This is a genomic window from Streptomyces xingningensis (assembly GCF_054957865.1).
The window spans coordinates 19,545-46,450 of record NZ_JBDJPF010000037.1; the positions used below are offsets into that span (position 1 = coordinate 19,545).

General features: G+C 73.6%; 20 protein-coding genes. 10 read left to right on the forward strand and 10 right to left on the reverse strand.

What is annotated here, in order from left to right:
* Positions 1–57: 57 nt before the first annotated feature.
* The 3 genes from ABCR83_RS19895 to ABCR83_RS19905 all read right to left on the reverse strand — a co-directional run bounded on the left by ABCR83_RS19895 (position 58) and on the right by ABCR83_RS19905 (position 1,509).
* The gene (locus ABCR83_RS19895; protein WP_462696428.1) at positions 58–285 is read right to left on the reverse strand and encodes a DUF3107 domain-containing protein; all 228 of its coding nucleotides are present in this window, start codon (positions 283–285) and stop codon (positions 58–60) included.
* A gap of 168 nt (positions 286–453) precedes the next feature.
* A complete protein-coding gene (locus ABCR83_RS19900) occupies positions 454–1,089 on the reverse strand; it encodes a TetR/AcrR family transcriptional regulator (protein ID WP_462696429.1) in 636 nt (211 codons plus the stop codon).
* Positions 1,090–1,290: 201 nt separating this feature from the next.
* Positions 1,291–1,509, reverse strand: a complete 219-nt coding sequence (locus ABCR83_RS19905; protein WP_462696430.1) for a hypothetical protein — start codon at positions 1,507–1,509, stop codon at positions 1,291–1,293.
* A 124-nt stretch (positions 1,510–1,633) separates the two neighbouring features.
* Here ABCR83_RS19905 and ABCR83_RS19910 point away from each other — a divergent pair, with 124 nt between their 5' ends.
* The 7 genes from ABCR83_RS19910 (at position 1,634) to moeZ (ending at position 9,484) form a co-directional block, all read left to right on the forward strand.
* Positions 1,634–2,620, forward strand: a complete 987-nt coding sequence (locus ABCR83_RS19910) for an alpha/beta fold hydrolase (RefSeq protein WP_462696431.1) — start codon at positions 1,634–1,636, stop codon at positions 2,618–2,620.
* Positions 2,613–3,659: a DUF3152 domain-containing protein gene (locus ABCR83_RS19915; RefSeq protein WP_462696432.1), complete on the forward strand. Its 1,047-nt coding sequence runs from the start codon at positions 2,613–2,615 to the stop codon at positions 3,657–3,659. Before ABCR83_RS19910 ends, ABCR83_RS19915 begins: the two co-directional genes overlap by 8 nt.
* Before the next feature lie 212 nt (positions 3,660–3,871).
* Positions 3,872–5,419: a DUF3492 domain-containing protein gene (locus ABCR83_RS19920; RefSeq protein ID WP_462696433.1), complete on the forward strand. Its 1,548-nt coding sequence runs from the start codon at positions 3,872–3,874 to the stop codon at positions 5,417–5,419.
* A complete protein-coding gene (locus ABCR83_RS19925) occupies positions 5,416–6,510 on the forward strand; it encodes a hypothetical protein (RefSeq protein WP_462696434.1) in 1,095 nt (364 codons plus the stop codon). Before ABCR83_RS19920 ends, ABCR83_RS19925 begins: the two co-directional genes overlap by 4 nt.
* A 46-nt stretch (positions 6,511–6,556) precedes the next feature.
* Entirely contained in the window at positions 6,557–7,471 is a 915-nt protein-coding gene (locus ABCR83_RS19930; RefSeq protein WP_462696435.1) for an NAD-dependent epimerase/dehydratase family protein, read from the forward strand.
* Entirely contained in the window at positions 7,468–8,214 is a 747-nt protein-coding gene (locus ABCR83_RS19935; RefSeq protein WP_462696463.1) for a spherulation-specific family 4 protein, read from the forward strand. Before ABCR83_RS19930 ends, ABCR83_RS19935 begins: the two co-directional genes overlap by 4 nt.
* A 91-nt stretch (positions 8,215–8,305) precedes the next feature.
* On the forward strand, positions 8,306–9,484 hold the full coding sequence (gene moeZ / locus ABCR83_RS19940) for an adenylyltransferase/sulfurtransferase MoeZ (protein ID WP_462696436.1): 1,179 nt from the start codon (positions 8,306–8,308) through the stop codon (positions 9,482–9,484).
* A 235-nt stretch (positions 9,485–9,719) separates the two neighbouring features.
* Here moeZ and ABCR83_RS19945 read toward each other — a convergent pair whose 3' ends face one another.
* The 7 genes from ABCR83_RS19945 to ABCR83_RS19975 all read right to left on the reverse strand — a co-directional run bounded on the left by ABCR83_RS19945 (position 9,720) and on the right by ABCR83_RS19975 (position 19,297).
* Positions 9,720–11,270, reverse strand: a complete 1,551-nt coding sequence (locus ABCR83_RS19945) for an alpha/beta hydrolase (protein ID WP_462696437.1) — start codon at positions 11,268–11,270, stop codon at positions 9,720–9,722.
* A gap of 10 nt (positions 11,271–11,280) precedes the next feature.
* Positions 11,281–11,625: a hypothetical protein gene (locus ABCR83_RS19950; RefSeq protein ID WP_462696438.1), complete on the reverse strand. Its 345-nt coding sequence runs from the start codon at positions 11,623–11,625 to the stop codon at positions 11,281–11,283.
* A 128-nt stretch (positions 11,626–11,753) separates the two neighbouring features.
* Positions 11,754–13,328 carry an alpha/beta hydrolase gene (locus ABCR83_RS19955; RefSeq protein WP_462696464.1) on the reverse strand — a complete coding sequence of 525 codons (1,575 nt, stop codon included), beginning with the start codon at positions 13,326–13,328 and terminating at the stop codon, positions 11,754–11,756.
* 47 nt (positions 13,329–13,375) lie between these two features.
* Positions 13,376–15,313 carry an ABC transporter permease gene (locus ABCR83_RS19960; RefSeq protein ID WP_462696439.1) on the reverse strand — a complete coding sequence of 646 codons (1,938 nt, stop codon included), beginning with the start codon at positions 15,311–15,313 and terminating at the stop codon, positions 13,376–13,378.
* Positions 15,310–16,065 (reverse strand): molybdate ABC transporter substrate-binding protein, encoded by a 756-nt coding sequence (gene modA / locus ABCR83_RS19965; protein ID WP_462696440.1) that lies wholly within the window; start codon positions 16,063–16,065, stop codon positions 15,310–15,312. The genes ABCR83_RS19960 and modA overlap by 4 nt, the downstream gene beginning before the upstream one ends.
* Positions 16,066–16,084: 19 nt before the next feature.
* Positions 16,085–16,483, reverse strand: coding sequence for a TOBE domain-containing protein (locus ABCR83_RS19970; protein WP_462696441.1), 399 nt, complete (start codon positions 16,481–16,483; stop codon positions 16,085–16,087).
* 96 nt (positions 16,484–16,579) lie between these two features.
* The gene (locus ABCR83_RS19975; RefSeq protein WP_462696465.1) at positions 16,580–19,297 is read right to left on the reverse strand and encodes a lysylphosphatidylglycerol synthase transmembrane domain-containing protein; all 2,718 of its coding nucleotides are present in this window, start codon (positions 19,295–19,297) and stop codon (positions 16,580–16,582) included.
* A gap of 176 nt (positions 19,298–19,473) precedes the next feature.
* Here ABCR83_RS19975 and ABCR83_RS19980 point away from each other — a divergent pair, with 176 nt between their 5' ends.
* The 3 genes from ABCR83_RS19980 to ABCR83_RS19990 all read left to right on the forward strand — a co-directional run bounded on the left by ABCR83_RS19980 (position 19,474) and on the right by ABCR83_RS19990 (position 26,906).
* The gene (locus ABCR83_RS19980) at positions 19,474–19,896 is read left to right on the forward strand and encodes an MGMT family protein (RefSeq protein WP_462696442.1); all 423 of its coding nucleotides are present in this window, start codon (positions 19,474–19,476) and stop codon (positions 19,894–19,896) included.
* Between the two features lie 120 nt (positions 19,897–20,016).
* Positions 20,017–23,496: an ATP-dependent helicase gene (locus tag ABCR83_RS19985; protein WP_462696466.1), complete on the forward strand. Its 3,480-nt coding sequence runs from the start codon at positions 20,017–20,019 to the stop codon at positions 23,494–23,496.
* Positions 23,497–23,501: 5 nt separating this feature from the next.
* Positions 23,502–26,906 (forward strand): UvrD-helicase domain-containing protein, encoded by a 3,405-nt coding sequence (locus ABCR83_RS19990; RefSeq protein ID WP_462696443.1) that lies wholly within the window; start codon positions 23,502–23,504, stop codon positions 26,904–26,906.

A 26,906-nucleotide genomic window follows, 5' to 3' on the forward strand; every position in this document is an offset into this window, starting at 1 on the left:
AATTCCTCACCCGGGCCCCGTCGTTGGTGTCCGAAGACGCGTGCTCAGATCGTGCTCTCAGATCGTGCTGAAGCCGACCTTGCGGGTCGTCGGCTGGCCGATTTCCACATACGCCAGCTTGTCGGCCGGGACCAGGACCTTGCGGCCGTGGTCGTCCGTCAGGCTGAGCAGCGCCGCCTTGCCCTCGAGCGCGGCGCTGACCGCACGCTCGACCTCCTCGGCAGTCTGCCCGCTGTCCAGAACGATCTCGCGAGGCGCCTGCTGCACGCCGATCTTGACCTCCACGGCTACTGTCCCTCCGAAGGTGTGCGGTCCCCCATGGCGTAGCCCAGGGGAGGGGTGCGCGGGTCGGCCGCGCCGTACGTTTCACACATTAGCCCGGTGGACGGGCGGGCCGGACCGGGCTCCCGCACGCTCGCAGCGAACACGCGGCGCCGGCGGTGCTGCCGTGGGTCAGTGCTCGGGGGCGTTCTTGGGGAAGCCCGCGAGGCCGCGCCAGGCCAGCGAGGTGATCAGCTGGACCGCCCGGGCGCGCGGGACCGAGCTCTCGCTGGAGAGCCAGTAGCGGGCCACCACCTGGGAGACCCCGCCGAGGCCCACGGCCAGCAGCATCGCCTCCTCCTTCGCCAGCCCGGTGTCCTCGGCGATGACCTCGCTGATCGCCTCGGCGCAGGCCAGCGAGACCCGGTCGACGCGCTCGCGCACGGCGGGTTCATTGGTGAGGTCGGACTCGAAGACCAGGCGGAAGGCGCCGCCCTCGTCCTCCACATAGGCGAAGTAGGCGTCCATGGTGGCCGCCACCCGCTGCTTGTTGTCGGAAGTCGACGCCAACGCGGTGCGCACCGCGTGCAGCAGGTTGTCGCAGTGCTGGTCCAGGAGGGCCAGGTACAGGTCCAGCTTGCCGGGGAAGTGCTGGTACAGAACGGGCTTGCTGACGCCCGCGCGCTCGGCGATGTCGTCCATCGCGGCCGCGTGGTACCCCTGGGCAACGAAGACCTCCTGGGCCGCGCCCAGGAGCTGATTGCGTCGGGCTCGGCGCGGCAGGCGCGTGCCTCGCGGGCGCGCCTCGGTCTGCTCGATGGCTGTCACGCCGCCTCCCATGATCGTTGCGTGCTCCCCCGGCTGTCGCCGGGCGGTGCCCCGGGTGTGCACCGCGCCCGCCATCGTACTTTCGGGTAACCGCGCGTCGCGTGGTCGGAGGGGAGAATTTCACCTGTCGGACGCTGTGGGAAGCCCACAACCACCCGCCAATTCCCATGCGTCACCCCAGGTCACCCCGGGCGCCGGGAATCACCGGTAATCGTCCTCGTCCAGCTCCACGACCCGGGCCTGCTCCGCGCGGTCCGCCTCGTTCGCGGAGTCCGGGTCCGTGGCGGTCGGCGGGTCGTCGTGGTGGGGCGACACATCCGCGTGCTGCTCCGCCGCGTCGGCCGCGTCGGCCTCGACGTCGAACTCCGTGGCCTCGGCAGCGTCCTCGAAGGTGTCCGGGTCGGTCGGATCGACAGGCATGCGGCACTTCCCCTCTGGCGGGTGCTCCCGCTTACGAGCGTAGGAGACGGGGCTCCGCACCGCCAGACGATCTGTGACCGCCGCCACAGCAGTTTCGGGCGTGATCGTCTCGTAACATTGCCGCATGTCCGAAACCGAGTCGTTGGGCCGCCGCGCCCTGACCGTGGCTTCCCCTCTGCATTCTTCGCAGCTCGACGAGGGGGAGGAGCGGCGCACGGTGGTCCTGCCGGGGGTCACCGTGGCGGTGCGCTGCCGGCCGCCCGTGCGGCGGGGGCTGCCGCCCGCGCTCTTTGTGCACGGCCTCGGCGGTTCCTCGCAGAACTGGTCGGAACTCATGGCGGCGCTGGCGGACGAGGTCGACGGTGAGGCCATCGACCTGCCGGGCTTCGGCGACGCGCCGCCGCCGGACGACGGTGACTGCTCCATCACGGCATATGCGCGGGTGGTCATCCGCTACCTCGATGCGAGCGGGCGCGGGCCCGTGCACCTGTTCGGCAACTCCATGGGGGGCGCGATCGTCACCCGGGTCGCGGCGGTCCGGCCGGACCTGGTCAGCACGCTCACGCTGGTCTCGCCCGCCCTGCCCGAGCTGCGGCTGCAGCGCACGGCGATGCCCACCGCGCTGCTGGCGGTGCCGGGTGCCGGGCCGCTCTTCGCGCGGCTGACCAAGGACTGGACGCCCGAGCAGCGCACCCATGAGCTGCTGGCGCTCTGTTACGGCGACCCCGGGCGGGTGACGCCGGAGAAGTTCGCCGCGGCGGCCGCGGAATATGAGCGGCGGCTGGCACTGCCGTACTTCTGGGACGTCATGGCCCGCGCGACACGCGGTCTGGTCGATGCCTACACCGTCGGTGGACAGCATTCGCTGTGGCGTCAGGCCGAGCGCGTACTTGCCCCTACCCTGCTGGTGTACGGAACACGCGACCAGCTTGTCTCCTTCCGCACCGCCCGCCGCGCGAGCGCCGCGTTCCGCGCATCGCGGCTGGTGGTGCTGTTGGAGGCGGGCCATGTCGCGATGCTGGAGGACCCGGACGCGGTGGCTCGCGCCTTCCGTGAACTCCTTGCGGACACCGCCACGACGTCTGAACGGAGCGCCCCGCCCCGTGGGTAAACACAGCGCACGCGCCCCCCAGGCCGGACCCGAACCCGCCGTCGAGGAGGCCGCATGGTCGTCGCAGCCGGGCGGCCGCCCGGGCCAGTCGGGCCGGCCGGAGACGGCCGCGGGCTGGGCCGTGATCGGCCCACAGCGCGGACAGGCCGCTCCGGCGCGGGTGCCGGTGCCGGTGCCGCGGCGTGAGACGGGCGGCGCCCGGCGCGCCGAGACCGGCGGCGCCCACCGGGCCGGCGGCAGCCCGGTGGCGCGGGCGGTGACCGGGGTGGCCGCGGCCGTGGTGACGGCCGTGCTGGCCGTCGTGGTGGCGGGCCAGGTCGAGGACGGCACGGAGGGCAAGGCACAGGCGCGCTCGGCGGACACCGACGACCGGCGCGGCCCCGGGGCCGCCTCCCGCTCCGACAGCCGTCCCACGCCCAATGGCGGCGCCGCGGTCCCGGCGACCTACGAACAGAAGATGGCCAGGAAGTACCCGCTGGCTGCGCAGGCGGCGGGGTCCGGCGACTTCGAGACCGTGGGCGGCCACGACAAAGCCCCCGGTAAGGGTGAAGTTCTGCGTTACCGCATTGACGTGGAGAAGAAACTTCCGCTCGATGGCGCGCTCTTCGCGGAGGCCGTGCACAGAACGCTCAACGACGACCGCAGTTGGGGGCATGGCGGCACTCGCGCATTCGAGCGCGTCTCGTCCGGCCGTGCCGATTTTGTGGTGACCCTGGCCAGTCCGGCCACCACGGCCAAGTGGTGCGCGCAGTCCGGGCTGGACACCACTCAGGACAATGTCTCCTGTGACTCGGCGGCAACCGACCGGGTCATGATCAATGCCTATCGGTGGGCCCAGGGGTCGTCGACCTATGGGGACAAGATGCATGCGTACCGGCAGATGCTGATCAACCATGAGGTCGGGCACCGGCTGGGGCACGATCATGAGACCTGCCCCAAGGCGGGGGCGCCGGCGCCGGTGATGATGCAGCAGACCAAGTTCCTGACGACGGACGGGGTCACCTGCCGCCCCAACCCCTGGCCGTTCCCGGGGGAGTAGCGGCCCCGTTCTCCTCGCACCCCCGGTGCCGAAGGCCGTTAACGCCCGGAAAGCAGGAAGGTCACGCCCGTTCACCCCTTCTGGTGGCGCGACGGACAACCGTCCGCCGCGCCACCGGGACGCCCCCATAGCGTGCTCCCGGCTGCCGTACGTCCGCATCGCGTGGATGCCGACGGGGCTCACGGAGGAGAATCGGGGGTGCGCTCGTGCGCGTGGGACTGCTGACCGAGGGTGGTTACCCGTATGCCGCAGGCGAGGGCGGGGAGTGGTGCGACCGGCTGGTCCGGGGGCTCGGTCGGCACGAGTTCGAGGTCTATGCGCTGAGCCGCACCGCCCGCCAGGAGGACGGCGGTTGGCATGCGCTCCCGGGCAACGTCCGCCGGGTGCGGGCGGCTCCGCTGTGGGGCGGCCCGGCGCCGGGCGGCACCGGGCGCGCCCACGGCTGCCACGGGCGGCGCGAACGGCGCCGGTTCGCCGGGCACTTCGGCGAGCTGGCCGCCGCGATCACCGCACCGGACGATGAGGCGTACCGTTTCGCCGAAGGCCTCTACGGGCTCGCGGACCTCGCCCGCGACGAGGGCGGCCTGGCCGCCGCGCTCCGCTCCGAACAGGCCCTGCGCACCCTGGAGGAGGCCTGCCGGGCACCGGGCTCGCACCCCGCCGCCTACGGCGCCCGGGTCGCCGACCTGCTGGTTGTCACCGGCCTCCTGGAGCGGGCGCTGCGGCCGCTGTCCCAGGACTGGTACGGGGCCGCGGACGGCGATCTCGGGCTGGCCCGGGTGGACTTGTGCCATGCCACCTCGGCCGGCCCGGCCGCCCTCCCGGGACTGCTGGCCCAACGCTTCTTCGGTACCCCCCTCCTGGTCACCGAGTACCGCGTACACCTGCGTGAGTACTACCTCTCCGGTCCGGCCGGGCTCTCCCCGGCCGTCCGCACCCTGCTGTCCGCCTTCCATCGCCGGCTGACCGCCGAGGTCTACGCCCGGGCCGCGCTGATCACCCCGGGGGACGCGCAGGTCAGACGGTGGCAGGAGCGGTGCGGCGCGGAGCGCGTCCGGCTGCGCACCGTCCACCCCGGCATGGACGCCGGCCTCTACGAGGCGGTGGGGGAGGCCGGCGCCGAGGGGGCCGGGGCCGACGCCGGGGAGCTCACCCTGCTGGCGGTCGGCGGCCGGACCGAACCCTGGTTGTGGCAGGCCTTCACCGCGCTGCGGGCGGCCGAACCCGGCGTACGGCTCAGGGTCATCGGCGCACCGCCCGAGGACAGACCCGCCATCGAGGGCGTCTCGCATGCCGCCGCCCGCGGCCCGGAGGACTATGCGACGGGCAGCGTGGTGGTCCTCTCCGGCGCCCCGGACGGCTTCCCGGCGGCCCTGGCCGAGGCGATGTTCTGCGGCCGGGCCACGGTGTCGCCCGACGCCGGGGCGGTGCGCGAAGTCATCGGCGGCACCGGGCTGTTGGTGCCCCCACGCGACCCGGGCGCCCTCGCCGATGCCTGCCTCTCGCTGCTCCGCGACCCCGAGCGCAGGGCCCGCCTGGGCGCCGCCGCGCGGGCCCGCGCCCTCGAACTCTTCACCGTGGAGCAGAACATCGCCGCCTTCGGCGGCATCTACCTGGAGATCCTCTCCCGCGCCCCGGTCCGGCACGACCCGGGCGAGGGCGGCCGGGCGGCCGCCCCGTTCGCCGAGTCCGCCCGGTCCCGTACCGCGCTCTCCTGGTCCCCCCGCGCCACCGCACCCACCTGGGCCGGCCGCCGATGACCCCTTCCGTATCGGCCCCCCGCGCCGGCAGTGCTCCGGCGGCCGCGGGCATAGCCACCGACGCCCCGGCCGCGGGCCCGGCCGACCCGGTGAAGACGCTGATGCGCCATCACCACGCCCTGTGCGCCGACGCGGTGGACCCACTGGAGATCGCCGCCGGACTGGAGGCCCGCGGCATCACCGACCGGGTGGCTGCCGAGTACCGGCACCGCGATGTGTTCTCCCTGGCGGAGGAGTTGCACGCCCGGGTGGCGGGCGAGACCGCGCCGGGCGGGGACCGGCCCGGCGTCCTGCCGCGGCCGGTGTGGCGGGGGGGCGGCCGGTGCGCGGTACGGCCCGGCGGCAGCGGCTGGGGGGTGACCGGGACGCTCGCCTGGCTCTGGCTGCTCGGCTACGGCCTGGCCGGCGACCGGGTGCTGCTCGCGCTGCTGCACCACCAGGGCGTCGGCGCCCGTGCGCTGGCCGCCGCCGCCGCGCCAACCGCCCTGGCGCTGGCCTGTGTTGTGGCACCGGCCGCCTGGTGCGCGCACTGGTTCGCCGCGCGGGCCCGGGCGGTGCTCGCCGAGAGCCGCTCGCTCGCCGAGTTCCACGCCCGGGTGCGGCCCGTGCTGCTGGTGGCCCTCGCCCTGTTCCTCGGCGTACTGCTGGCGTTCCTGTGGTCCGGGCGCTCGGCCCTGCGCACCGGCGGCACCTTCTCGGCCGGCCCCGGCTACGCGGCCGGGGCGGCGCTCGGCTGCCTGCTCTTCCTCGCCCGGCTGCTCGCCGCGCACGGGCTGGCCCGGCCCGCCGCCACCGCCACCCTCGCCGCCGCCGCGGCCGAGGCCGTGCCGCTGGGTGCGCTGCTCGCCGCCCGGCTGCCCGGCTGCGGCGCCCTGGCCTGGCCGGTCGGCGCGGTGGCCGACGCCCACGGCCCGGCCGCCCTGTCCCTGGCGGCCTGCGCCCTGCCGGCGCTCGCCCTGCTGGCCCACGCCTTCCCCGCGCTGACCCGGGCCTCGGTCCACGGCCGCGGGGACCCTGCGCACGCGCCGACCCTCGTCCGTCGCGGCCACCCCACCCCGTCGTCAGAGTCGTCAGAGGAGCAAGAGACATGACCGTTCGCCACACCCGCACCACCTCGCGAGAGCGAGGGCAGCACCGATGAGGGTCCTGTTGCTCGGCGCCAACGGCTACCTCGGCCGCTTCGTGGCCGACCGGCTGCTCGCCGACCCCGCCGTCCAGCTCACCGCCCTCGGCCGGGGCGATGACGCGGACGTCCGCTTCGACCTGGCCACCGGCAGCCCGGGCGCGCTCACCCGGTTCCTGAACGCCGTCCACCCCGGCGTCGTCATCAACTGCGCGGGCGCCACCCGGGGCGGGGCCCGCGAGCTGGCCCGGCACAACACCGTCGCCGTCGCCACCGTCTGCGAGTCGCTGCGCCGCAGCGGCTGCGGGGCGCGCCTGGTCCAGCTGGGCTGTTCCTCGGAGTACGGGCCCTCCCAGCCCGGCTCCTCCACCGCCGAGGACGCCGTGCCGCGCCCCGGCGGCCCCTACGGGGTGAGCAAGCTCGCCGCCACCGAGCTGGTGCTCGGCTCCGGCCTGGACGCCATCGTGCTGCGGGTCTTCTCCCCGGTAGGGCCCGGCACCCCGGCCGGCTCCCCGCTGGGCCGCCTCGCCGAGGCCATGCGCCGGGCGATGCAGAGCGGCGACAACGAGCTCAAGCTCACCGGCCTCGGCGTCCAGCGCGACTTCGTGGACGTCCGGGACATCGCCCGCGCCGTGCACGCCGCCTCGCTCTCCGCCGCCCAGGGCACCGTCAACATCGGCACCGGCCGCGCCTTCCGGCTGCGCGAGGTCGCCGCCACCCTGGCCCGGGTCGCCGGGTTCGGGGGCGCTCTGCACGAGCTGGACGATCCGCACCTGGGCGCCGCCCCCGCGTACCCCTACCCGGACGGCTGCGGCGGCTGGCAGCAGGCCGATGTGCGCACCGCGCGCGACCGGCTCGGCTGGCGGCCCCGGATCGGGCTGGAGGAGTCCCTGGCCGACATCTGGATGGAGGCCGCGTGTCGTATCTGATCTCCTCGGGCAACCGCCGCCCGCCACCGACCGGACGGGCCCCGCTGCGGCTCGGCGTCCCCGGCTTCGGCCACCCCCTGCTGGCCCCCGTCGAGTGGGGTCGGCTCTCCCGCCCCGGACTCCCGCTGGACTGGGCGGTGCTCGGCAGCACCGGGGCCGGGCCGGGCGACCGCCCGGACCCGTACTGCGCGGCGGCCGCCGCCCCGCTGCACACGGCGGGCATCCGGGTGCTGGGCCACCTCGATGTGGAGTTCGGCTCGCGTCCGTTCGGTGAACTGCTGTCGGATGCGCAGCGGTTCCTCAACTGGTACAAGGTGGATGGATTCGCGCTGTGTCGCTGCCCGCTGGACGCCGAGGCGCTGCCCGGGATCCGGCGGCTGACCGGCGCGCTGCGCACCCTGCGCGAGCGTACCCATCTGGTGCTCTGGCACGGCAGGTACCCGGTGCCCGGATACGCCTCGCTGGCCGACCAGTTGGTGACCTTCGCCGGCCCCTGGGCCCGCTATCGCTGGACCCAGGCCCCCGAATGGACCGTGGGCCATCCGCCCGGCCGCTACTGCCACTTGGTGCACAGCGTCCCCCGGGTACACCTCGACGATGCGCTGTCCCTGGCCCGTGCGCAGGGTGCGGGCACGGTCTACCTCACCGACCGCACGGACCACGACGGGGTGAACCCCTGGGAGTCCGTGCCCGGCTACTGGGACGATTTCGTCTCGCGTATCGGACCGGGTGTCTCGGAATGAGACGGGGCGTGGCAGTGTTACGGAACTGAAGGACCCCCGCTCCCGCGGGGACGGTCCCGTCCGTCTTGTCCGTCCGACCTACGGAGACCCCGTGTCGCTGCCACCCCTGGTTGAGCCGGCTGCCGAGCTCACCGTCGACGAGGTTCGCCGATACTCCCGCCACCTGATCATCCCGGATGTCGGGATGGACGGGCAGAAGCGGCTCAAGAACGCCAAGGTGCTGTGTGTGGGCGCGGGCGGCCTCGGCTCGCCCGCCCTGATGTATCTCGCCGCGGCCGGTGTGGGCACGCTGGGCATCGTCGAGTTCGACGAGGTCGACGAGTCCAACCTGCAGCGCCAGATCATCCACTCCCAGGCGGACATAGGCCGTTCCAAGGCCGAGTCCGCCCGCGATTCGGTGCTCGGTATCAACCCGTATGTGAATGTCGTTCTCCACCAGGAGCGCCTGGAGGCGGAGAACGTCATGGAGATCTTCGCCCAGTACGACCTGATCGTGGACGGCACCGACAACTTCGCCACCCGGTACCTGGTCAACGACGCCTGTGTGCTGCTCGGCAAGCCCTATGTCTGGGGGTCCATCTACCGCTTCGACGGCCAGGCCTCGGTGTTCTGGTCCGAGCACGGCCCCTGCTACCGCTGCCTCTACCCGGAGCCCCCGCCGCCCGGCATGGTGCCCTCCTGCGCCGAGGGCGGCGTGCTCGGCGTGCTGTGCGCCTCGATCGGTTCCATCCAGGTCACCGAGGCCATCAAGCTGCTCGCGGGCGTCGGCGAACCGCTGGTCGGGCGGCTGATGATCTATGACGCCCTGGAGATGACCTACCGCCAGGTCAAGATCCGCAAGGACCCGGACTGCGCGGTCTGCGGAGAGCGGCCGACCGTGACCGAGCTGATCGACTACGAGGCCTTCTGCGGAGTGGTCTCGGAGGAGGCCCAGCAGGCGGCGGCCGGATCGACGATCACTCCCAAGCAGCTCAAGGAGTGGATCGACGACGGCGAGAACATCGACATCATCGATGTCCGGGAGCCGAACGAGTACGAGATCGTCTCCATCCCCGGGGCGCGGCTCATCCCCAAGAACGAGTTCCTGATGGGCGCCGCGCTGCAGGACCTGCCGCAGGACAAGAAGATCGTGCTGCACTGCAAGACGGGCGTGCGGTCGGCGGAGGTGCTGGCGGTGCTGAAGTCCGCAGGGTTCGCGGACGCGGTGCATGTGGGCGGCGGCGTGATCGGGTGGGTGCATCAGGTGGAGCCCGGGAAGCCGGTGTACTAGGGGGTGTCCGATGGGTCGGTGCGGGCCCTGCGGTGTCTGGTGCGGTGGATCGCAAGGCGGAGCATCTCCCGCGTACTGGGCCGTACTCGGGTGATGCGACAACGCGGCGAGGCGCCGTGCCTGGGGGCACCTCCCAGCGTTAGCTGGGGGAGCGCCGCAGGGCTCGTGCCGACCCATCGGACACCCCCTGGGGGTTTTACGGAGCCGGGCGGGCCGCCCGGCCCCGTACGTACCCTCAGGCGCAGGACGTGCCGCGGCGTGGCACCGTGCCCTCCAGCAGATAGCCGTCCACCAGGCTCTTCAGGCAGGCGTTGCCGCTGTTGTAGGCCCCGTGCCCCTCGCCCCGGTAGGTCACCTCGACACCGACTCCCTCGCCCAGCTGCCGGGCCATCTGCCGGGCGCCCTCGTAGGGCGTGGCCGGATCCCCGGTGTTGCCGATGACGACGACCGGTGCCGCGCCCTTGGCGCCCACCTCCGGCGTGCGCCACTTCCCCTTGACCGGCCAGCCGGTGCAGTCGAGCAGTGACCAGGCCGCGGACTCCCCGAAGACGGGCGACGCGGCCCGGAACTCCGGCAGGTGTGCCCGGACGTCGTCCACCGTGTAGCGCTGCTCCGCGTCCGCGCAGGAGATCGCGCGGTTGGCCGCCTGCAGGTTGCTGTAGTGCCCGTCGGGGCCGCGGCCCGCCATGGAGTCATAGAGCAGCAGCAGGGTGTCGCCGGTGCCCTTGACCACGGCCTCCTGGAGGCCGACGGTCAGATACTTCCAGGTGTCCTTGGAGTAGAGCGCGGAGGCGATGCCGTTCACCGCCTCGTCCTGGCTGAGCTTGCGGCCCGCCCGGGAGGTGGGCAGGGGGTGCTTGTCGAGCTCCCGCAGCAGTGTGGTGATGTCGTTCTGGGTCGGGCAGCCGATGGCGCTGCCGTGTGCCGTGCAGTCCTTGAGGTAGTCGTCGAGGGCGAGTTGAAAGCCCTTGGTCTGGCCCAGGTTGCCCTGCAGGGGGTCCTGGGCCGGGTCGACGACCGCGTCGAGGACGGCCCGGCCCACTCGGCCGGGGAACAAGTGGGCGTAGACGCCGCCCAGTTCGGTGCCGTAGGAGATGCCGAAGTAGTTCAGCCGGGCGTCGCCCAGGGCCGCCCGCAGCAGGTCCAGGTCGCGGGCGGCGCTGAGGGTGTCCACATGGGGGAGCAGCTTGCCGGAATTCCGGGTGCAGGCCGCGATGTACCGCTCGTTCGCGGCGAGGGTCGCCCGCAGCTCGGCGTCGGTCTCCGGGGTGGCGTCGGTCAGCTCCGCGGCGTCCAGCTCCCGGTCGCCCAGGCAGCGGACCCCGGCACTCTCGCCGACCCCGCGGGGGTCGAAGCCGACCAGGTCGTAGCGCGAGCGCAGCTTGGCGTAGCTGTCGCCGAGCTGCGGCAGGGTGGCCACTCCGGAGCCGCCGGGGCCGCCGAAGTTGAACACCAGCGAACCCAGGCGGTGGGCCTGGTCGGTGGCCCTGGCCCGGATCAGGGCGAGGCCGATCTTCTCGCCGTCCGGTTTCGCGTGGTCCAGTGGTACGGGCAGCTTGGCGCACTGCCATTCCTTGCCGGGCGCCGGGCCGCCGCCCTGGGCGGCGGTGGGTGCCGAACACGGCTGCCAGTCGATCCGGGTGCCACTCGGTGGCCGGTCCTTGCTGCCGGCGCTCCCCTCGCCGTCCGCGCCGCTCGCGCCGGCGCCACCGCAGCCGACGGCGGTGAGGGCGAGCGCGAGCGCGGCGGAGGCGAGGGAGAGGGCCCTTGGCCGTGTGGGACTCATGCCCTCGACTCTACGGAGGAATCCGCACGGCCTCATGGGCCGAAGGCGGGGTCCGCACGGTGGGCCGCGGGGCGGACCGTGCGGCGGAGCGCACCGTGGCAGACGGCCTGGGGTGCGGGGTGGACTGCGGGGCGCGGGGCGGCCGGGCGGGCAGTGGGGTGGCCGGGGCCGGAGCACGGGTGAGGGCCGATGGCCGGGGGGTGCGCGAGGGCGGCCGGTGGGGGTGCGCCGGGCCGACCAGGGGGCCGGACTGCGTCTGCCAGAGCGCCATCAGCGTCGCCAGCAGCGCCACGATGGCCAGGGCGCCGGTGAGCAGCCGCGCCCGGCGCCCGCCACGCGATCGGTTCGGCGACATTCCGGCCCCCTCCCTGCCCAGGTCAACTCGGCCGCCCGCTGCGGCACTTCTGTGCGGGCGATCGTAGTGCGGGCCACTGACATTCGACGGAGTGCGGTATGCCGTACCGGTGTTATGTGCTATGGGTGCTATGAGCACACCTTGTCGTGCGCCGGAACTGTACCGTTCAGGAGGTACTCGTCCACCGCGCTCTTCACGCAGTTGTTGCCGCTGTCGTACGCCCCATGGCCTTGGCCCCGGTATGTCATCTCCATTCCGACCCCCGAACCCAGCGCCTGCGCCATCCGGTGCGCTCCCTCATAAGGAGTGGCCGGGTCACCGGTGTTGCCGACGACCAGGATCGGCGCGGATCCCTTGGCGCTCACATCGGGGTTCTGCCATTCGCCCGTTACGGGCCAACCGGTGCACTGGGTCAGCCCCCAGGCCATGAAGTCCCCGAAGACCGGGGAGAGCCTGCGGAACTCCGGGACCTTGGCGGCGATTTCGGGCGCGGTGTAGCGCTGGGCGAAGTCCGCACAGGTGATGGCCGTGAGCGAGGCCTGCAGCGAGCTGTAATGGCCGTCCTGGCCACGGCCGTTCATGGCGTCGCCGAGCGCGAGCAGGATCCGTCCGTCCCCGTTCTCGGCGTCCTCGACGCCCTCGGTCAGATAGTCCCAGAAGTCCTTGGAGTACAGGGACTGGGCGATTCCGCTGGTGGCCAGGGACTGGGTCAGCTCGCGGCCGTCGCCGCCGGAAACCGGTTTCCGGCCCAGCCGGTCCAGCAGTTCGGTGATCTGCTGCTCGGTGGGGCAGTTGTCATGGGTCTGCGGACAGGACGACAGGTAGTTGCCCAGCGCCAGCTGGAACCCCCGGGTCTGGGCGAGGGCGCTCTGCAGGGGGTCGGTCGTCGGGTCGACGACCGCGTCGAAGAGGGCCCGGCCCACTCGGTCGGGGAACAAGTGGGCGTACACGCCGCCCAGTTCGGTGCCGTAGGAGACGCCGAAGTAGTGCAGCTTGTCGTCGCCGAGCGCCTGCCGCATCAGGTCCATGTCGCGGGCCGCGCTGACCGTCCCCACATGGGGAAGGATCTTCTTGGAGTTGCGCTGGCAGCCCGCCGCATACCGTTCCACCCGGGCCACCAGGGCCTGTTGTTCGTCCTTGGTGGCGGGGGTGGCCGCGGCGGCGTAGTAGGCGTCCAGGTCCTTGTCGTCCAGACAGCTGATGCCGCTGCTGCGGCCCACCCCGCGCGGATCGAAGCTGACCAGGTCATAGCGGGCGCGCAGGCTCTTGTAGTCATCGGCGAACGCCGGGAGGGTGGTCACCCCGGAGCCGCCCGGGCCGCCGAAGTTGAAGACCAGCGAGCCTATCCGGTGGGCCTGGTCGGTGGCCCTGGTGCGGATCAGGGCGATGCCGATGGTGTCGCCGTCCGGGTGCGCATAGTCCAGGGGCGCATGCAGCGTCGCGCACTCCCAGTCGTTGCCGGGCTTCTTGGCCGGGGCGCCTTCGCTGGTGGCGGGGGCCGGGCAGGCGCCCCAGCTCAGCTGCCGGCTCCGGCCGGGCGGTGACGCGGGCCCCGATGCCCCGTCGCCCGCCTTGCCGCCGTCGCCGCTGGTGCAGCCCGCGACCGCGACTATGAGCAGCGCGGAGGAGAGCAGGCATCCGGCCCTTACGGATCTGGACACGGTGTGCTCCCGGGAGTCGACGGCGGAGGGGACGTCATCCATCCTCCGGGCGGGGGAGCGGGTCACGCGCGCAGTGTGGTGCGTATGGGTTACAGCGGTAGCAGGGTCACCGCTGTGGCCTGCACGTTTACCCATACCGGGGTGCCCTCCGCCAGCGCGAGGTCGGCGGCCTCGGCCGGGGTGATCTCGGCGATCACCTCGGGCTCGGCATCGATCAGCACCCGCAGCCGGCCGCCCTGGGCGGTGATCTCGCGGACGGTGCCGGGCCAGCAGTTGTCCGTGGCGGGCGGGTTGCTGCCCGTGGGGTGCAGGGATATGGCTTCGGGGGCGACGACGGCCAGGGCGGTGGGCGTCCGGGGGGCGAGGGGGGTGGCGGCGGTCAGGGTGGCGGTGCCGTGGTCGAGCAGCAGGGTGCCTTCCTCGGCGACCTTGCCCGGCCAGGCGTTGCGGCCGAGCATGCGGGCCACCCAGGGGGAGCGGGGGCGCCGGGTCAGCTCGGCCGGTGTGGCGTACTGCCGGGTGTGGCCGTCCTCCAGGACGAGGATGCGGTCGGCGAGCGACACGGCCTCCACGGGGTCATGGGTGACCAGGAGGCAGACGCCGGGGAAGTCCGCGAGGTGGGTGCGCAGGGTGTGGCGGACCTGGGCCCGGGTGGACTGGTCCAGGGCCGCCAACGGCTCGTCGAGGAGCAGCAGATGGGGGCGCGCGGCCAGGGCGCGGGCGAGCGCCACGCGCTGTGCCTGGCCGCCGCTGAGCCGGTCCGGTGTGCGGTGTGCCAGTTCGCCGACGCCGAGCCGGTCCAGCCAGTGCTGCGCCTCCTGATGTGCCTGGGGCTTGGGCATGCCCTGGGCACGCAGACCGTAGGCGGTGTTGGCGAGGGCGGTGAGGTGGGGGAAGAGGGCGCCGTCCTGGGGAACCCAGGCAATGCGGCGTTGGTGGGTGGGAGTTGAGGTGAGGTCGGTGTCGCCGAGGGTGAGAGGGGCGGCGGTGGCGCGGGTGGTGAGGCCCAGCAGGGCGCGCAACAGGGTGGTCTTTCCCGCGCCGTTGGGGCCGATGACGGCGATGGCGGTGCCGGGGGGTGCGTTGAGGGTGGCGTTTGCCGCGCCGTGGACCGTGGTGTCCAAGGGGTGGGGGCGGGCGTGCTGCTGTCGGCCGACGGGCCGGGGGCGGGGCGTCCGCGGACCGTTCGTCGTCCGCGGCCGCAGTGGGCCCGGTGGGGACCCCGCACGGCGGAGGCGGGTGCCCCCCGACGGCGCGGCGCCCAGCCAACGACCCCGCAGCGCCAGCAGCACGACCGCCGCGATGACCAGCAACAGCAACGACACCGCGGTCGCGCCCTCGGGGTCGTCCTGCAACAGCAGATAGACCTGGAGCGGCAAGGTCTGCGTCTCCCCGGGGAGGTTGCCCGCAAAGGTGATGGTCGCTCCGAACTCCCCCAGGGCACGGGCCCAGCAGAGCGCCGCTCCGGCGATCAGCCCGGGCAGCACCATGGGCATGGTGACCGTGCGGAAGACCCGTAGCGGAGAGGCCCCGAGAGAGGCGGCCGTCTCCTCGAAGCGCGGATGCAGGCCCGCGAGCGCTCCCTCGAGGCTGATCACCAGGAAGGGCATGGCCACAAAGGCGGCGGCGGCCACCGCTCCGGCGGTGGAGAAGGGCAGGGTGATGCCGAGCGATTCCAGCCAGGGGCCGATGACGCCGCGGCGCCCGTATCCCTGAAGCAGCGCCACACCGGCGACGGTCGGCGGCAGCACCATCGGCAGCATCACCAGGCAGCGGACGAGCGCCTTGCCGGGGAAGTCCACCCGGGCCAGCAGCCAGGCCAGCGGCACCCCGAGGCAGAGGCTGAGCAGCAGTGCCCAGCCCGAGACGAACAGCGAGAGCCGCAGCGCCTCGGTGACCTCGGGCGAGGTGAGGCGGGACGGCAGGGTGCCCCAGGGGGTACGGGCGAGCACGCCCGAGAGCGGGAGGAGGAGGAAGGCCACCGCCAGTACGGCGGGCAGCGCCAGGGGCAGCGGCGTACGCCTCATGGCTGCTGGAAACCGGCCGTGCGCAGCAGTTGCCGGGCCTCGTCCGAGCTGAGCCACTTGACGAACTCATCGGCCTCCTTGGCGTGCTGTGACGCCTTGAGGGTCGCGGCCGGGTAGGAGGCCACCGCGTTCTGCGCGTCGGGTACGGCGACGGTGGTGACCTTGTCCTCGGCGGCTGCCGCGTCGGTCACATAGACGATCCCGGCGTCCGCTTCGCCGAGCGTGACCTTGCTCAACACGGCCCGGACGCTGGGCTCCTGGGAGACCGGCCGGACGGTGAGGTGCTGCTGGTCGAGCACCTTCTTGCTGTAGCGGCCCACGGGGACCTGGGGGGCCGCGAGTACCACCTTCAGGTTGGCGGCGGTGAGATCGGCAAGTCCCTTGAGGTGCCGGGGATTTCCCTTGGCGGTCGCGATGACGAGGCGGTTCTTCGCGATGACGGAGGGGGTGTTGGTGTCGGACCTCAGCCCGTCCATCGTGGTGGTGTCCGCGGTGACCAGCGCGTCGGCGGGCACCTTCTGGCGTACCTGTGCGGCCAGTTCCTGTGACCCGGCGAAGGAGAACTTCACCGTCGTGCCCGGGTGGGTCTTCTGGTAAGCGGCGCCCGCCTGTTTGAAGACGTCCGTGAGGGAGGCGGCGGCCAGCACCTTGAGGGTGGCCGGTTTCTTGCCGTCGTCCTGGGTGTCGCTGCCGCAGGCGGCGGCCAGCGGGAGCAGCAGGGTGACGGCCAGTACGGCGGATCTACGGTGCATGGGTGGCTCCAGGAGGTGTTCAGGCGCGGTCGATGTGCACATTGGTGGCCTTCACCCGGGCCACGGCCTCCATGCCGACGGCCAGTCCGAGCTCCTCGACGGCCTCCCGGGTCAGCAGCGAGACCAGCCGGTGCGGGCCGGCCTGGATCTCGACCTGGGCGGCGACGTCGCCGAGCTTGACGGCGGTGATGATGCCGGGGAAGGCGTTGCGGGCGGTGGTGTACGCCTCCTCGCCCTCGCTGCCCTGCGCTTCGGCGGCCAGGGCCACCGAGAAGGCCGCCAGGTCGGTGCCGTCGACGCTCCGCTTGCCGGACGCGTCCCGCCGGGTGGGTATCCGCCCGGCATCCGCCCAGCGGCGGAGGGTGTCGGGACTGACGCCGAGCAGCCGGGCCGCCCGGCCTATGGTGTAGGACCGCATGTGCGGCACGTTATGGGCAGATGTCGCGCATATGCAAGGTGGATTGGGTGCGAGGGCTTGCAGTTCCTAGGGCCTGTGCCGACCCATCGGACACCCCTAGATCGCGCCCCTGCGGGTGAGATGGGTGAACGAAATCCACCCCGGCAGCACCGGCAGCCACAGGGTCATGAGCCGGAACAGCAGGACCGCGGGGGCCGCCTGGTCCCCGGGCAGCCCGGCGAAGGTCAGCGCACCGGTCATGGCGAACTCGACGGCTCCCACGCCGCCCGGCGTGGGAGCCGCCGAGCCCAGGGCGTTGGCGGTCAGGAAGACCACCGCGATGCTCGCATAGCTCAGCTCGCCGCCGAAGGCGCGGATCGCAGCGTCCAGGCACATGATGTTCGCCGCGGTCAGCAGCAGCATGCCGCCGATGCCGGAGAGCAGCTTCTGCGGGCGCTGGAGCACATCCAGCATGCGCGGCACCACGCCCGCGAAGAGGGAGCGGACCCGGGTCGCGACGAACTTGCGCAGCACCGGGATGGCGGCCACCACCAGGACCAGGACCGCCGCGGTGAGCAGGCCGCCGATCACGGTGCGGGAGGGGCCCAGCGAGGAGCTGCGTTCGGTGCCGGTCACATAGCCGAAGGACAGCAGCAGCATGACGTGGCAGGCCAGTCCGAAGAGCTGGGAGGCGCCGACGCTGGCCACGGCCAGGCCCGGCCGCACCCCGGAGCGCTGCAGGAAGCGGGTGTTCAGGGCCACGCCGCCCACCGCGGCGGGTGCCACCAGCTTGACGAAGGAGCCCGCGACCTGCGCCAGGACCGTACGCCCGAAGGTCACCTTCTCCGGGACGAAACCCAGCAGGCTCATCGCCGCGGCGACATAGGTCAGCGCCTGGAAGGCCACCGCGACCGCCACCCACACCCAGTCGGCCCGGTCGACCAGGTCGCCGAACTGAATGTGCGTCAGCTGGGTGAGCAGGAAGTACGCGGCGAACGCGCCCGCCACAAAGCTGATCAGGGTACGCGGCTTGATCCGTTCCAGCCGGACGGGCTCTATCGGCGCCTGGGGCCGGATCAGCAGCACCTGGCGGCGGATCCGGGCCAGCAGATCCTCCTCGCGGGCCCCCTCCAGCGCCTCGTCCACGGCCTTCTTCTCGGCCTGCCGCTCGGCCTTGAGCGCCTTGCGGTCGACCGTCCCGGCGCCCTGCGTCCGGGCCTCCTTGGCCGCACGGGCGTTCTCCAGCACCGTCTCGCGCTCACGCTGCGCCCGCTCCCGGGCGAGCCGGCGCAGCGTGGCACGGCTGATGCGGGTGAGGGCGAGGGGCTGGAGCAGCGGCAGGCTGTCCGCGATGGCATCGGGGCCGAGGACGTTCACGCCGGTGGTCACCGTCCGCTCGGCCCCCACCCGCAGGCCCAGGGTGACCAGCAGCTGGGCCACGTCCATGCGCAGCACCAGGTCGCCGGCCGCGATCTCGCCGCCGCGCAGGTCGGTGAGGACCACACTGCCGGAACGATCCACCAGGAGGGCGTCACCGTCCAGCCTGCGATGGGCGATGCGCCGCGACTGGAGGGCCTTCACCTGCTGCCAGGCGCTGGTCATCAGCTCGTCGGTGATCTCCGTGTCGGGGATGGTGTCCAGGGTGCGGCCGCCGATGTGCTCGTACACCAGCATGACCGCGTCCGGGCCGAGCTCGGAGGTGGCGATCAGCTTGGGGGCGTTGGCGCCGGCCGCGATGGCCGCATAGGCGAGCAGGGCCTCCTGCTCGAGGGCCTGGCGCAGCGACTGCAGGCTGCGGCGCTGGATGATGCCGCGCAGCGCCAGGCGCTGCCAGACGCGGTAGAAGAAGCCCTGCGCCTGCTGTTCGCGGTCGACCACGGTGACGTCCAGGGGCGGGCCGTCCTCCAGGGTGACCACATAGCGGCGGCTGCGGTCGTGGTGGACGGTCTCCGTGCGGTCCTCGGTGCGCAGCGCGGTGACCGGGGCGAAGCCGACCCGGCGCAGCCCGGCGAGCAAGTGCTGGCCGGTGGGGCGGACGTTCGGCGAGCCGACGGCATAGAGCGTGCCATAGGCGACGGTCCAGCCGATGAGCACGGTGATGACGATGGAGAACGGCGTGGTGTAGCCGTTGACCAGCACCGCGAAGGCGTCCAGGAGCAGCACGGCCCACATCGCCACGCGCCAGCGCGGGCGCCGGGACATGCCGACGGCCGTCATATAGGCGATCACCGGGGCGAGGTAGCCGTGCACCGGGTCGGTGACGCCGTTGGAGGGGGTGCGCTTGATGAGGACGTTGTGGATGGTCTCGGGGGCGGCCTTGGCGACCCACAGGTCGGTGGCGAGGGCGACGCCATGGGCGAGGACGGCGGCCAGGACGCCGTCGGCGATGCGCAGTCCATCGCGTTTGACCAGCCGTTCGATGGCGAACGCCACCGGGACGATGAAGACGGCGATGTTGGCGGTGAGCCCGGCCAGGTTCGCCAGCAGCTCCGGCGCCCGGCCGGTGCTCTCGTGGATGTCCTTTTCCAGGCCGGTGGTGGTCTCATGGGCGAAGGCGGCGAGGGCGAACACCAGGGCGATGCCGAGGATGCCCAGGAAGAGGCGCACCAGATCGGCGGGGCGGTGGACGCGGGCCGGAAGCAGGGGCTCGTCGCCGGAGACCTTGTCGATGGGGAACTCGCCGTCCTCGTTGTCACAGGGCTGCGGGTCCTGAGCGCCGGGTTCGCCGTTCGCGTTTCCCTGGCCGGGCAGCACCTTGGGGGCGCGGTCCTCTTCGGGAGGCTGCGCGCCCTGTCGTCCGTCCGTTTCGTCCTGGTCTTCTCGTTCTCGTATCACCGTCACCGCCCGGAAGATGGTGGCATGGCCCGGCCGGGCAATGGGTTATCAGGGTGCACTTCGGGGGCGCGGACCTTGGATCGTACGCCGTGTAGTCCGAAGACGCACTCTGGGTGATCTTGTGGAATGCGAGGCTCCGGGTCCTGCCGGGGTCGCCGTGGGCGGGCTGCGGCAGTATGGACCGGGTGAGCGAGGAAGCGCTGCCCGAATATGCCGAACGGGTGCTGACCGTCGCCGAGCTGATTCCGCCGGGCCGGGTGATGACCTACGGGGATGTCGCCGAGTGGCTGGGCGAGGGAGGTCCTCGGCAGGTGGGCCGGGTGATGGCGCTCTACGGCGGCGCGGTGCCGTGGTGGCGGGTGGTCCGCGCGGACGGTGTCCTGCTGCCCGGCCATGAGCTGCGCGCTCTCGGTCACTATCGCGCTGAGGGCACTCCGCTGCGGACGGCCGGACCGTCCGCCGAAGGACACCTGCCCAGGCTGGCGATGGCCCGGGCGCGCTGGGACGGTGTGACACGGGACACCCGAGGGGACCGGGACTCCCGGGGGGACCGGGGGGACCGGGGGGACCGGGGGAAAGACCGTTACCCGAACGGATGAGGCGACGGCGGGGGACTGATGACTCCCGGGACGCTCTGCGCCCCACCCCTCTCCTGGCGTAGCGTCGGGGACCGTTCCCCTCGGACACACCCCAGCCCCGCACTTCCACCAGGACCGGCGATCCACGTGAGCTCAACCCCTTCCACCGGTTTCCCCGGCCCTTCCCGGCCGGCGCCGGAGCAGCCGCGCCGGTCGTCGGCGGGCACCTACCGGCTGGTCCGCACCAGGCCGGGCCCGCCGGTCCCCCCTGAGCTGGACGCCCGTCAGCGCGCCGTGGTTGAGCACCGGCGGGGACCGCTGCTGGTGCTCGCCGGACCGGGGACGGGCAAGACGACCACGCTGGTCGAGGCCGTGGTGGAGCGGGTGCGGCGGGGCGCCGACCCGGAGCGGATCCTGGTGCTGACCTTCAGCCGCAAGGCAGCCGTGGACCTGCGCGACCGGATGGCCGGGCGGCTCGGCGGCGCCCGCAGCCCGCAGGCGACGACCTTTCACTCGTACTGCTACGCACTGGTGCGCGCCCACCAGGACGCCGACCTGTTCGCCGACCCGCTGCGGCTGCTGTCCGGCCCCGAACAGGACGTCGCGGTGCGCGAACTGCTCGCCGGGCAGGCGGAGCTGGAGCGCGCCGGACGCGCGGCGGTGCGCTGGCCCGACGAGCTGCGCGCCTGCCTGACCACCCGCGGCTTCGCGGACGAGGTGCGCGCGGTGCTCGCGCGCAGCCGCGAGCTGGGACTCGGCCCCGAGGCGCTCGGCGCCTTCGCCGCCCGCACCGGCCGGCCGGACTGGGGCGCGGCCGCGTCCTTCCTCGCCCACTACCTGGATGTGCTCGACGCCCGCGGGGTGCTCGACTACGCCGAACTCGTCCACCGGGCCGTGCTGCTGGCGGAGCGGCTCGGGGCCGAGCTGGCCCTGCGGTACGACGCCGTGTTCGTCGACGAGTACCAGGACACCGACGCCGCCCAGACGCGACTGCTGCGCGCGCTGGCGGGGGGCGGCAGGTCCTTGATCGCCTTCGGCGATCCGGACCAGTCCATCTATGCCTTCCGGGGCGCCGACATCAACGGCATCCTCGACTTCCCGCACGCCTTCCCGCGCGCCGACGGCTCCCCCGCGCCGGTCGAGGTGCTGACCACCTCGCGCCGCTCCGGCGCGGACCTCCTCGCCGCGACCCGGATGCTCACCCGCCGGATGCCGCTCACCCGCCTCCCGGCCGAGGCCGTCCGGGCGCACCGGGAGCTGGTGCCGCGTCAGCCGGGGTCTGCCCCGTCGCGACGCCCGGCACGCCCTCTCGCCGCACCGGCCGAAAGCCCACGTACGTCCAAGTACGTCCAGTACGAGCCTTCCGGCCGGCACGCCGAGAGCACGCACCGCGGTGACACAGCCGCTCCGCGGCGGGCGCTCCTCGACGGGCAAACCCCGGCTGACGCGGCACTGGCGGCGGTCCGGGAGGGCGGCCGGGTCGCGGCGTACACCTATCCGACCCCCGGTGCGGAGGTCGACAACACCGCCGACATCCTGCGCCGGGCACACCTCGAGGACGGGGTGCCCTGGGGGGAGATGGCCGTGCTGGTCCGCGCCGGATCCCGGTCGATACCGGGCCTGCGCCGGGCGCTGACCTCGGCGGGCGTCCCGGTGGAGATCGACGGCGACGACCTGCCGCTGCGCCATGAACCGGCGGTGGCACCGCTGCTGACGGCGCTGCGGGTGGTGGCGGAGGGCGCCGAACCGGCGGACCCCGCGACCGCGCTCACCCTGCTCACCTCGCCCCTCGGCGGCATGGACGGCACCGATCTGCGCCGGCTCGGCCGCGCCCTGCGCGCGGAGGAGCGGACCGCGGGCCATCCCGTGCCGCGGCCCTCGGACGTCCTCATCGCCGAGACACTGGCGCACCCCGAGTGCCTGGTGGCGCACGACTCGTCGTATGCGCGGGGCGCGCAGCGGCTCGGCGCGCTGCTGCACACGGCGCGCAAGCTGCTCATGGACGGAGGCACCGTCGAGGACGCCCTCTGGGCGCTCTGGAACGGCACCCCCTGGCCGGACCGCCTCCGGCGGACCGCACAGCGCGGCGGTGCCGCCGGACGCAACGCCGACCGCGACCTGGACGCCATGTGCGCGCTGTTCGAGACCGCCGCCCGCACCGAGGCGCACACCGGCGCCCCGGGTGCCCTGAACTTCCTGGACGAGCTGGACGCCCAGGACATCGCCGCCGACACGCTCACCCGGCGGACCGTCCGGCCCGATGCCGTACGGCTGATGACCGCGCACCGCGCCAAGGGCCTGGAGTGGCGGCTGGTCGTCATCGCGGGGGTCCAGGAGGGCCTCTGGCCCGATCTGCGCCGCCGCGGCTCCCTGCTGGAGGCGGACCGGATAGGCCGCGACGGCCTCGCCGAACCCCTCAGCCCCGGCGCGCTGCTCGCCGAGGAGCGCAGGCTGTTCTATGTGGCCGCCACCCGCGCCCGCGAGCGCCTGGTGGTCACCGCGGTCAAGGCCGCCGCCGAGGACGGCGACCAGCCCTCCCGGTTCCTCGCCGAACTCGGCGTCGAGCCCGTCGACATCACCCAGCGCCCCCGCCGCCCCCTCGCGGTGGCCGCGCTCGTCGCCGAGCTGCGCGCCACCACCGTCGACCCCGCCGCCGCCCCGGCCCTGCGCGCCGCCGCCGCCGAGCGGCTCGCCCGGCTCGCGGCGCTGTCCGACGACGAGGGCCGGCCGCTGGTCCCGGCGGCCGACCCGGACCGCTGGTGGGGCCTGTACGAGCCCACCCACGGCACGCTGCCGCTGCGCGACCCGGATCGTCCCGTCACGCTCTCCGCCTCGGCCCTCGGCCAACTCGACACCTGCTCGCTCCAGTGGTTCCTCGGCCGCGAGGTGAAGGCGGACGCCCCGGCCACCGCCGCCCAGGGCTTCGGCAACGTGGTGCACGTACTCGCCGACGAGGTCGCCTCCGGACACACCCCGGCCGACCTCGCGGTGCTGATGGAACGCCTGGACACGGTGTGGGACGCCCTCGCCTTCGACGCCCCCTGGAAGTCGGCGCAGGAGAAGGAGAACGCCCGGGCCGCCCTGGAGCGCTTCCTGCACTGGCACGTCATGGACCGCGGCGGCCGCACCCCCGTCGCCACCGAGTACGGCTTCGACGTCACGCTCAAGGCGGCGGACCACCTGATCCGGGTGCGCGGCTCCATGGACCGGGTGGAGCGGGACGACCGGGGGCACGCCCATGTGGTCGACTTCAAGACCGGCCGGAACGCGCCGAGCGCCCGCGAGGTGGACCGCCACCCCCAGCTCGCCGTCTACCAGCTCGCCATCGAACAGGGCGCCGTCGACGAGGCGTTCGGCGGGGTGCGTCCGCGGCCCGGCGGCGCAGAGCTCGTCCACCTGCGGCAGGGCGCGGCCAGGAAGGAGGGCGGCGAGGCAGTGCCCAGGGTGCAGGCCCAGGGGCCGCTGGACGAAGGGGACGAGTGGATCGGCAAGCTGCTCGCCGACGCGGCGGGCCGGGTCCTGGAGGAACGCTTCGCCCCCCGCCCCGGACAGCACTGCGGCCACTGCGCCTTCCGCGCCTCCTGCCCGGCCCGCCCCGAGGGCCGCCAGGTGGTGGAGTGAGCCGGATGTCAGTGGCTCCCGTTAGCGTTCCCGGTGTGACCCCCCGACTGACCGACCCCGAGCAGCTCAAGGAGCTCCTCGGCATCCCCTTCACCCCGGAGCAGACGGCCTGCATCACCGCGCCGCCCGCCCCGCAGGTCATCGTGGCGGGCGCCGGGTCCGGCAAGACCACCGTGATGGCCGCCCGGGTGGTCTGGCTGGTGGGCACCGGGCAGGTCGCGCCCGAGCAGGTCCTCGGCCTCACCTTCACCAACAAGGCGGCCGGCGAGCTCTCCGAGCGGGTGCGCAAGGCCCTCGGCCAGGCCGGGATCACCCCGGAGGCCTTGGACGACGGCGAGTCGGGCGAGCCGCAGATCTCCACCTACCACGCCTTCGCCGGCCGCCTCCTCAAGGACCACGGCCTGCGCATCGGCCTGGAACCCGATGTCCGCCTGCTCGCCGACGCCACCCGGTACCAGCTCGCCGCCCGCGTCCTGCGCACCTCCCCGGGCCCGCACCCCGCCCTCACCCGCTCCTTCGCCGACCTCGTCGCCGACCTCCTCGCCCTCGACGGCGAGCTCGCCGAACACCTGGTGGAGCCGGAGCGGCTGCGGGCCTTTGACACCGAACTGCTGACCACCCTGGCCGGCGTCAAGCTCACCAACCCCGACCTGCGCAAGGTGCCCGAGGCCGCCCGGGCCCGCCTCGAACTGCTCGGCCTGGTCGGCGCGTACCGGCGGCACAAGCGCGAGCGCGGCCTCCTCGACTTCGGTGACCAGATCGCCCGCTCCGCCGAGCTGGCCCGCAGCCGCCCGGAGGTCGGGCGGATCCTGCGCGAGCAGTTCGCGGTCGTCCTCCTCGACGAATACCAGGACACCTCCGTCGCCCAACGGCAGCTGCTCGCCTCGCTGTTCGGCGGCGGCACCGGCCATCCGGTCACCGCCGTCGGCGACCCCTGCCAGGCCATCTACGGCTGGCGCGGCGCCTCCGTGGCCAACCTCGACGACTTCCCCCGCCACTTCCCGCACCCCGACGGCAGCCCCGCCCGGCGGCACGCCCTCAGCGAGAACCGCCGCAGCGGCGGCCGCCTCCTCCGCCTCGCCAACGGCCTGGCCGCCGAGCTGCGCCGGCGCCACCAGGGCGTCGAGGCGCTGCGCCCCGCCCCCGGCGCCGAGCACGACGGCCTGGTGCGCTGCGCCCTGCTGCCCACCCACGCCGAGGAGCTGGCCTGGCTGGCCGGCTCGCTGGCCCACCTGGTGCACACCGGCACCGCGCCGGGCGCCATCGCGGTGCTGTGCCGCACGGCCGCCGACTTCGGGCGGATCCAGGGCGCGCTGGTGGAGCGCGGCATCCCGGTCGAGGTGGTCGGCCTCTCCGGGCTGCTGCACCTGCCGGAGATCGCCGACCTGGTCGCCGTCTGCGAGGTGCTCCAGGACCCCACCGCCAACGCCGCCCTGGTCCGGCTGCTGACCGGCCCGCGCTGGCGCATCGGCGCCCGCGACCTGGCCCTGCTCGGCCGCCGCGCCCGCACCCTGGTGCCCTATGGCAACAGCGGCACCGACCCCGGGCGGCGGCTCGCGGAGGCCGTCGAGGGGCGCGACCCGGCCGAGGCCATCTCGCTGGCCGACGCGCTCGACACTTTCCTGACCGGCCAGGGGCCGGATGACGGCCTGCCGTTCTCCGCAGCGGCCCGGGTGCGCTTCGCCCGGCTCGCCACCGAGCTGCGCGACCTGCGGCGCTGCCTGGCCGACCCGCTGATGGACATACTCCACCGGGTGCTGGCCACCACCGGCCTGGACGTCGAACTCTCCGCCTCCCCGCACGCCCTGGCCGCCCGCCGCCGGGAGACCCTCGACCAGTTCCTGGACCTTGCCGCCGGCTTCGCCGGCCTTGACGGGGAGGCAGGTCTGCTCGCCTTCCTCGGCTTTCTGCGCACCGCCGCACAGTACGAGAAGGGGCTGGACAACTCGCTCCCGGGCGGGGAGGACACCGTCAAGATCCTCACCGCGCACAAGTCCAAGGGGCTGGAGTGGGATGTCGTCGCGGTCCCCGGGCTGGTCGCCAGGAGCTTCCCCAGCGAGCAGTCCCGCGACGCCTGGACGGCGCAGGCCAAGGTGCTGCCGCACGCCCTGCGCGGCGACGCCGCCACCCTGCCCGAGGCCGGCCCCTGGGACGCCAAGGGCCTGGCGGCCTTCAAGGCAGCCATGAAGGAACACCAGCGCATCGAGGAACTCCGCCTCGGCTATGTCACCTTCACCCGGCCCCGGTCGCTGCTGCTGGGCTCCGGCCACTGGTGGGGGCCGGAGCAGAAGAAGCCGCGCGGCCCGTCCGGCTTTCTGCAGGCCCTGCGCGAGCACTGCGAGGCGGGCCACGGCGAGATCGAGGCCTGGGCGGACGCGCCGGAGGAGGGCACCGCGAACCCGGCCCTGGCCGAGCCGGCCGCGGACCGCGCCTGGCCGCTGCCACTGGATCCGGATTCGCTGGCCCTGCGTCGCGCCGCGGCGGCCGAGGTCCGGACCCGGCTGCACCACCTCCGCCAGGAGCGTCCCGCGCCGGAGCCCGGGTACGACCCCGACTGGCCGCTCCCGCCGGATGACGACGAGGCGTACCAGGACGACGAGGCGTGCCCGCCGGAAGACGCCGGCCTCACCGGGTGGGACGAGCTGCCCCGCACCCGGCCCCCGGAGCCGGCCCACGCCCCGCTGCCCACCCCCCGGCAGGCCCCCGCCGAAACCCTCACCCCCGAAGAGGCCCGCCTCGCCGCCTCCTGGGACCGCGACCTGGACGCCCTCGCGGGCGAGCTGCGCAGGGCCCGGGCGAGCGTGCGCGAGGTGCTCATACCGCCCTCGCTGACCGCCACCCAGCTGGTGCGGCTCGCCGCCGATCCGGACGCCTTCGCGCGGGAGCTGGCGCGCCCCATGCCGCGCCCGCCCCAGCCCGCGGCCCGCCGCGGCACCCGCTTCCACGCCTGGGTGGAGTCACGCTTCGAGGCGCTGCCACTGCCCCTGCTCGGCCCAGACGAGCTGCCCGGCGGCGCCGACGACGAACCCGAGATCGCCGATGAGCGCGACCTGGCCGCGCTCAAGGACGCCTTCGAGCGCACCCCGTATGCCCGGCGCACCCCGCACCGCGTCGAGGCCCCGTTCCAGCTCACCCTCGCAGGCCGGTCGATCCGCGGCCGGATCGACGCGGTCTACCGCGGACCGGAGCCCGGCAGCTACGAGATCGTCGACTGGAAAACCCACCGCCGGCACCTTGCCGACCCCCTCCAGCTGGCGATCTACCGCCTGGCCTGGGCCGAGCAGCACGGGCTGCCGCTGTCCTCGGTCACCGCCGCCTTTGTCTACATCCGCGACGGCGAGGTCGTCCGCCCGCCCCGGCTGCCCGATCGCGCCGCGCTCGAGCGGATCCTGCTCGGGGAGACGGAGTGA

Coding starts and splice junctions, on each gene's coding strand:
- ABCR83_RS19905 (WP_462696430.1), bottom strand. CDS start 1,509: ATGCCTGTCGATCCGACCGACCCGGACACCTTCGAGGACGCTGCCGAG.
- ABCR83_RS19910 (WP_462696431.1), top strand. CDS start 1,634: ATGTCCGAAACCGAGTCGTTGGGCCGCCGCGCCCTGACCGTGGCTTCC.
- ABCR83_RS19925 (WP_462696434.1), top strand. CDS start 5,416: ATGACCCCTTCCGTATCGGCCCCCCGCGCCGGCAGTGCTCCGGCGGCC.
- ABCR83_RS19930 (WP_462696435.1), top strand. CDS start 6,557: ATGAGGGTCCTGTTGCTCGGCGCCAACGGCTACCTCGGCCGCTTCGTG.
- ABCR83_RS19945 (WP_462696437.1), bottom strand. CDS start 11,270: ATGAGTCCCACACGGCCAAGGGCCCTCTCCCTCGCCTCCGCCGCGCTC.
- ABCR83_RS19950 (WP_462696438.1), bottom strand. CDS start 11,625: ATGTCGCCGAACCGATCGCGTGGCGGGCGCCGGGCGCGGCTGCTCACC.
- ABCR83_RS19955 (WP_462696464.1), bottom strand. CDS start 13,328: ATGGATGACGTCCCCTCCGCCGTCGACTCCCGGGAGCACACCGTGTCC.
- ABCR83_RS19960 (WP_462696439.1), bottom strand. CDS start 15,313: ATGAGGCGTACGCCGCTGCCCCTGGCGCTGCCCGCCGTACTGGCGGTG.
- modA (WP_462696440.1), bottom strand. CDS start 16,065: ATGCACCGTAGATCCGCCGTACTGGCCGTCACCCTGCTGCTCCCGCTG.
- ABCR83_RS19970 (WP_462696441.1), bottom strand. CDS start 16,483: ATGCGGTCCTACACCATAGGCCGGGCGGCCCGGCTGCTCGGCGTCAGT.
- ABCR83_RS19980 (WP_462696442.1), top strand. CDS start 19,474: ATGGACCGGGTGAGCGAGGAAGCGCTGCCCGAATATGCCGAACGGGTG.
- ABCR83_RS19990 (WP_462696443.1), top strand. CDS start 23,502: ATGTCAGTGGCTCCCGTTAGCGTTCCCGGTGTGACCCCCCGACTGACC.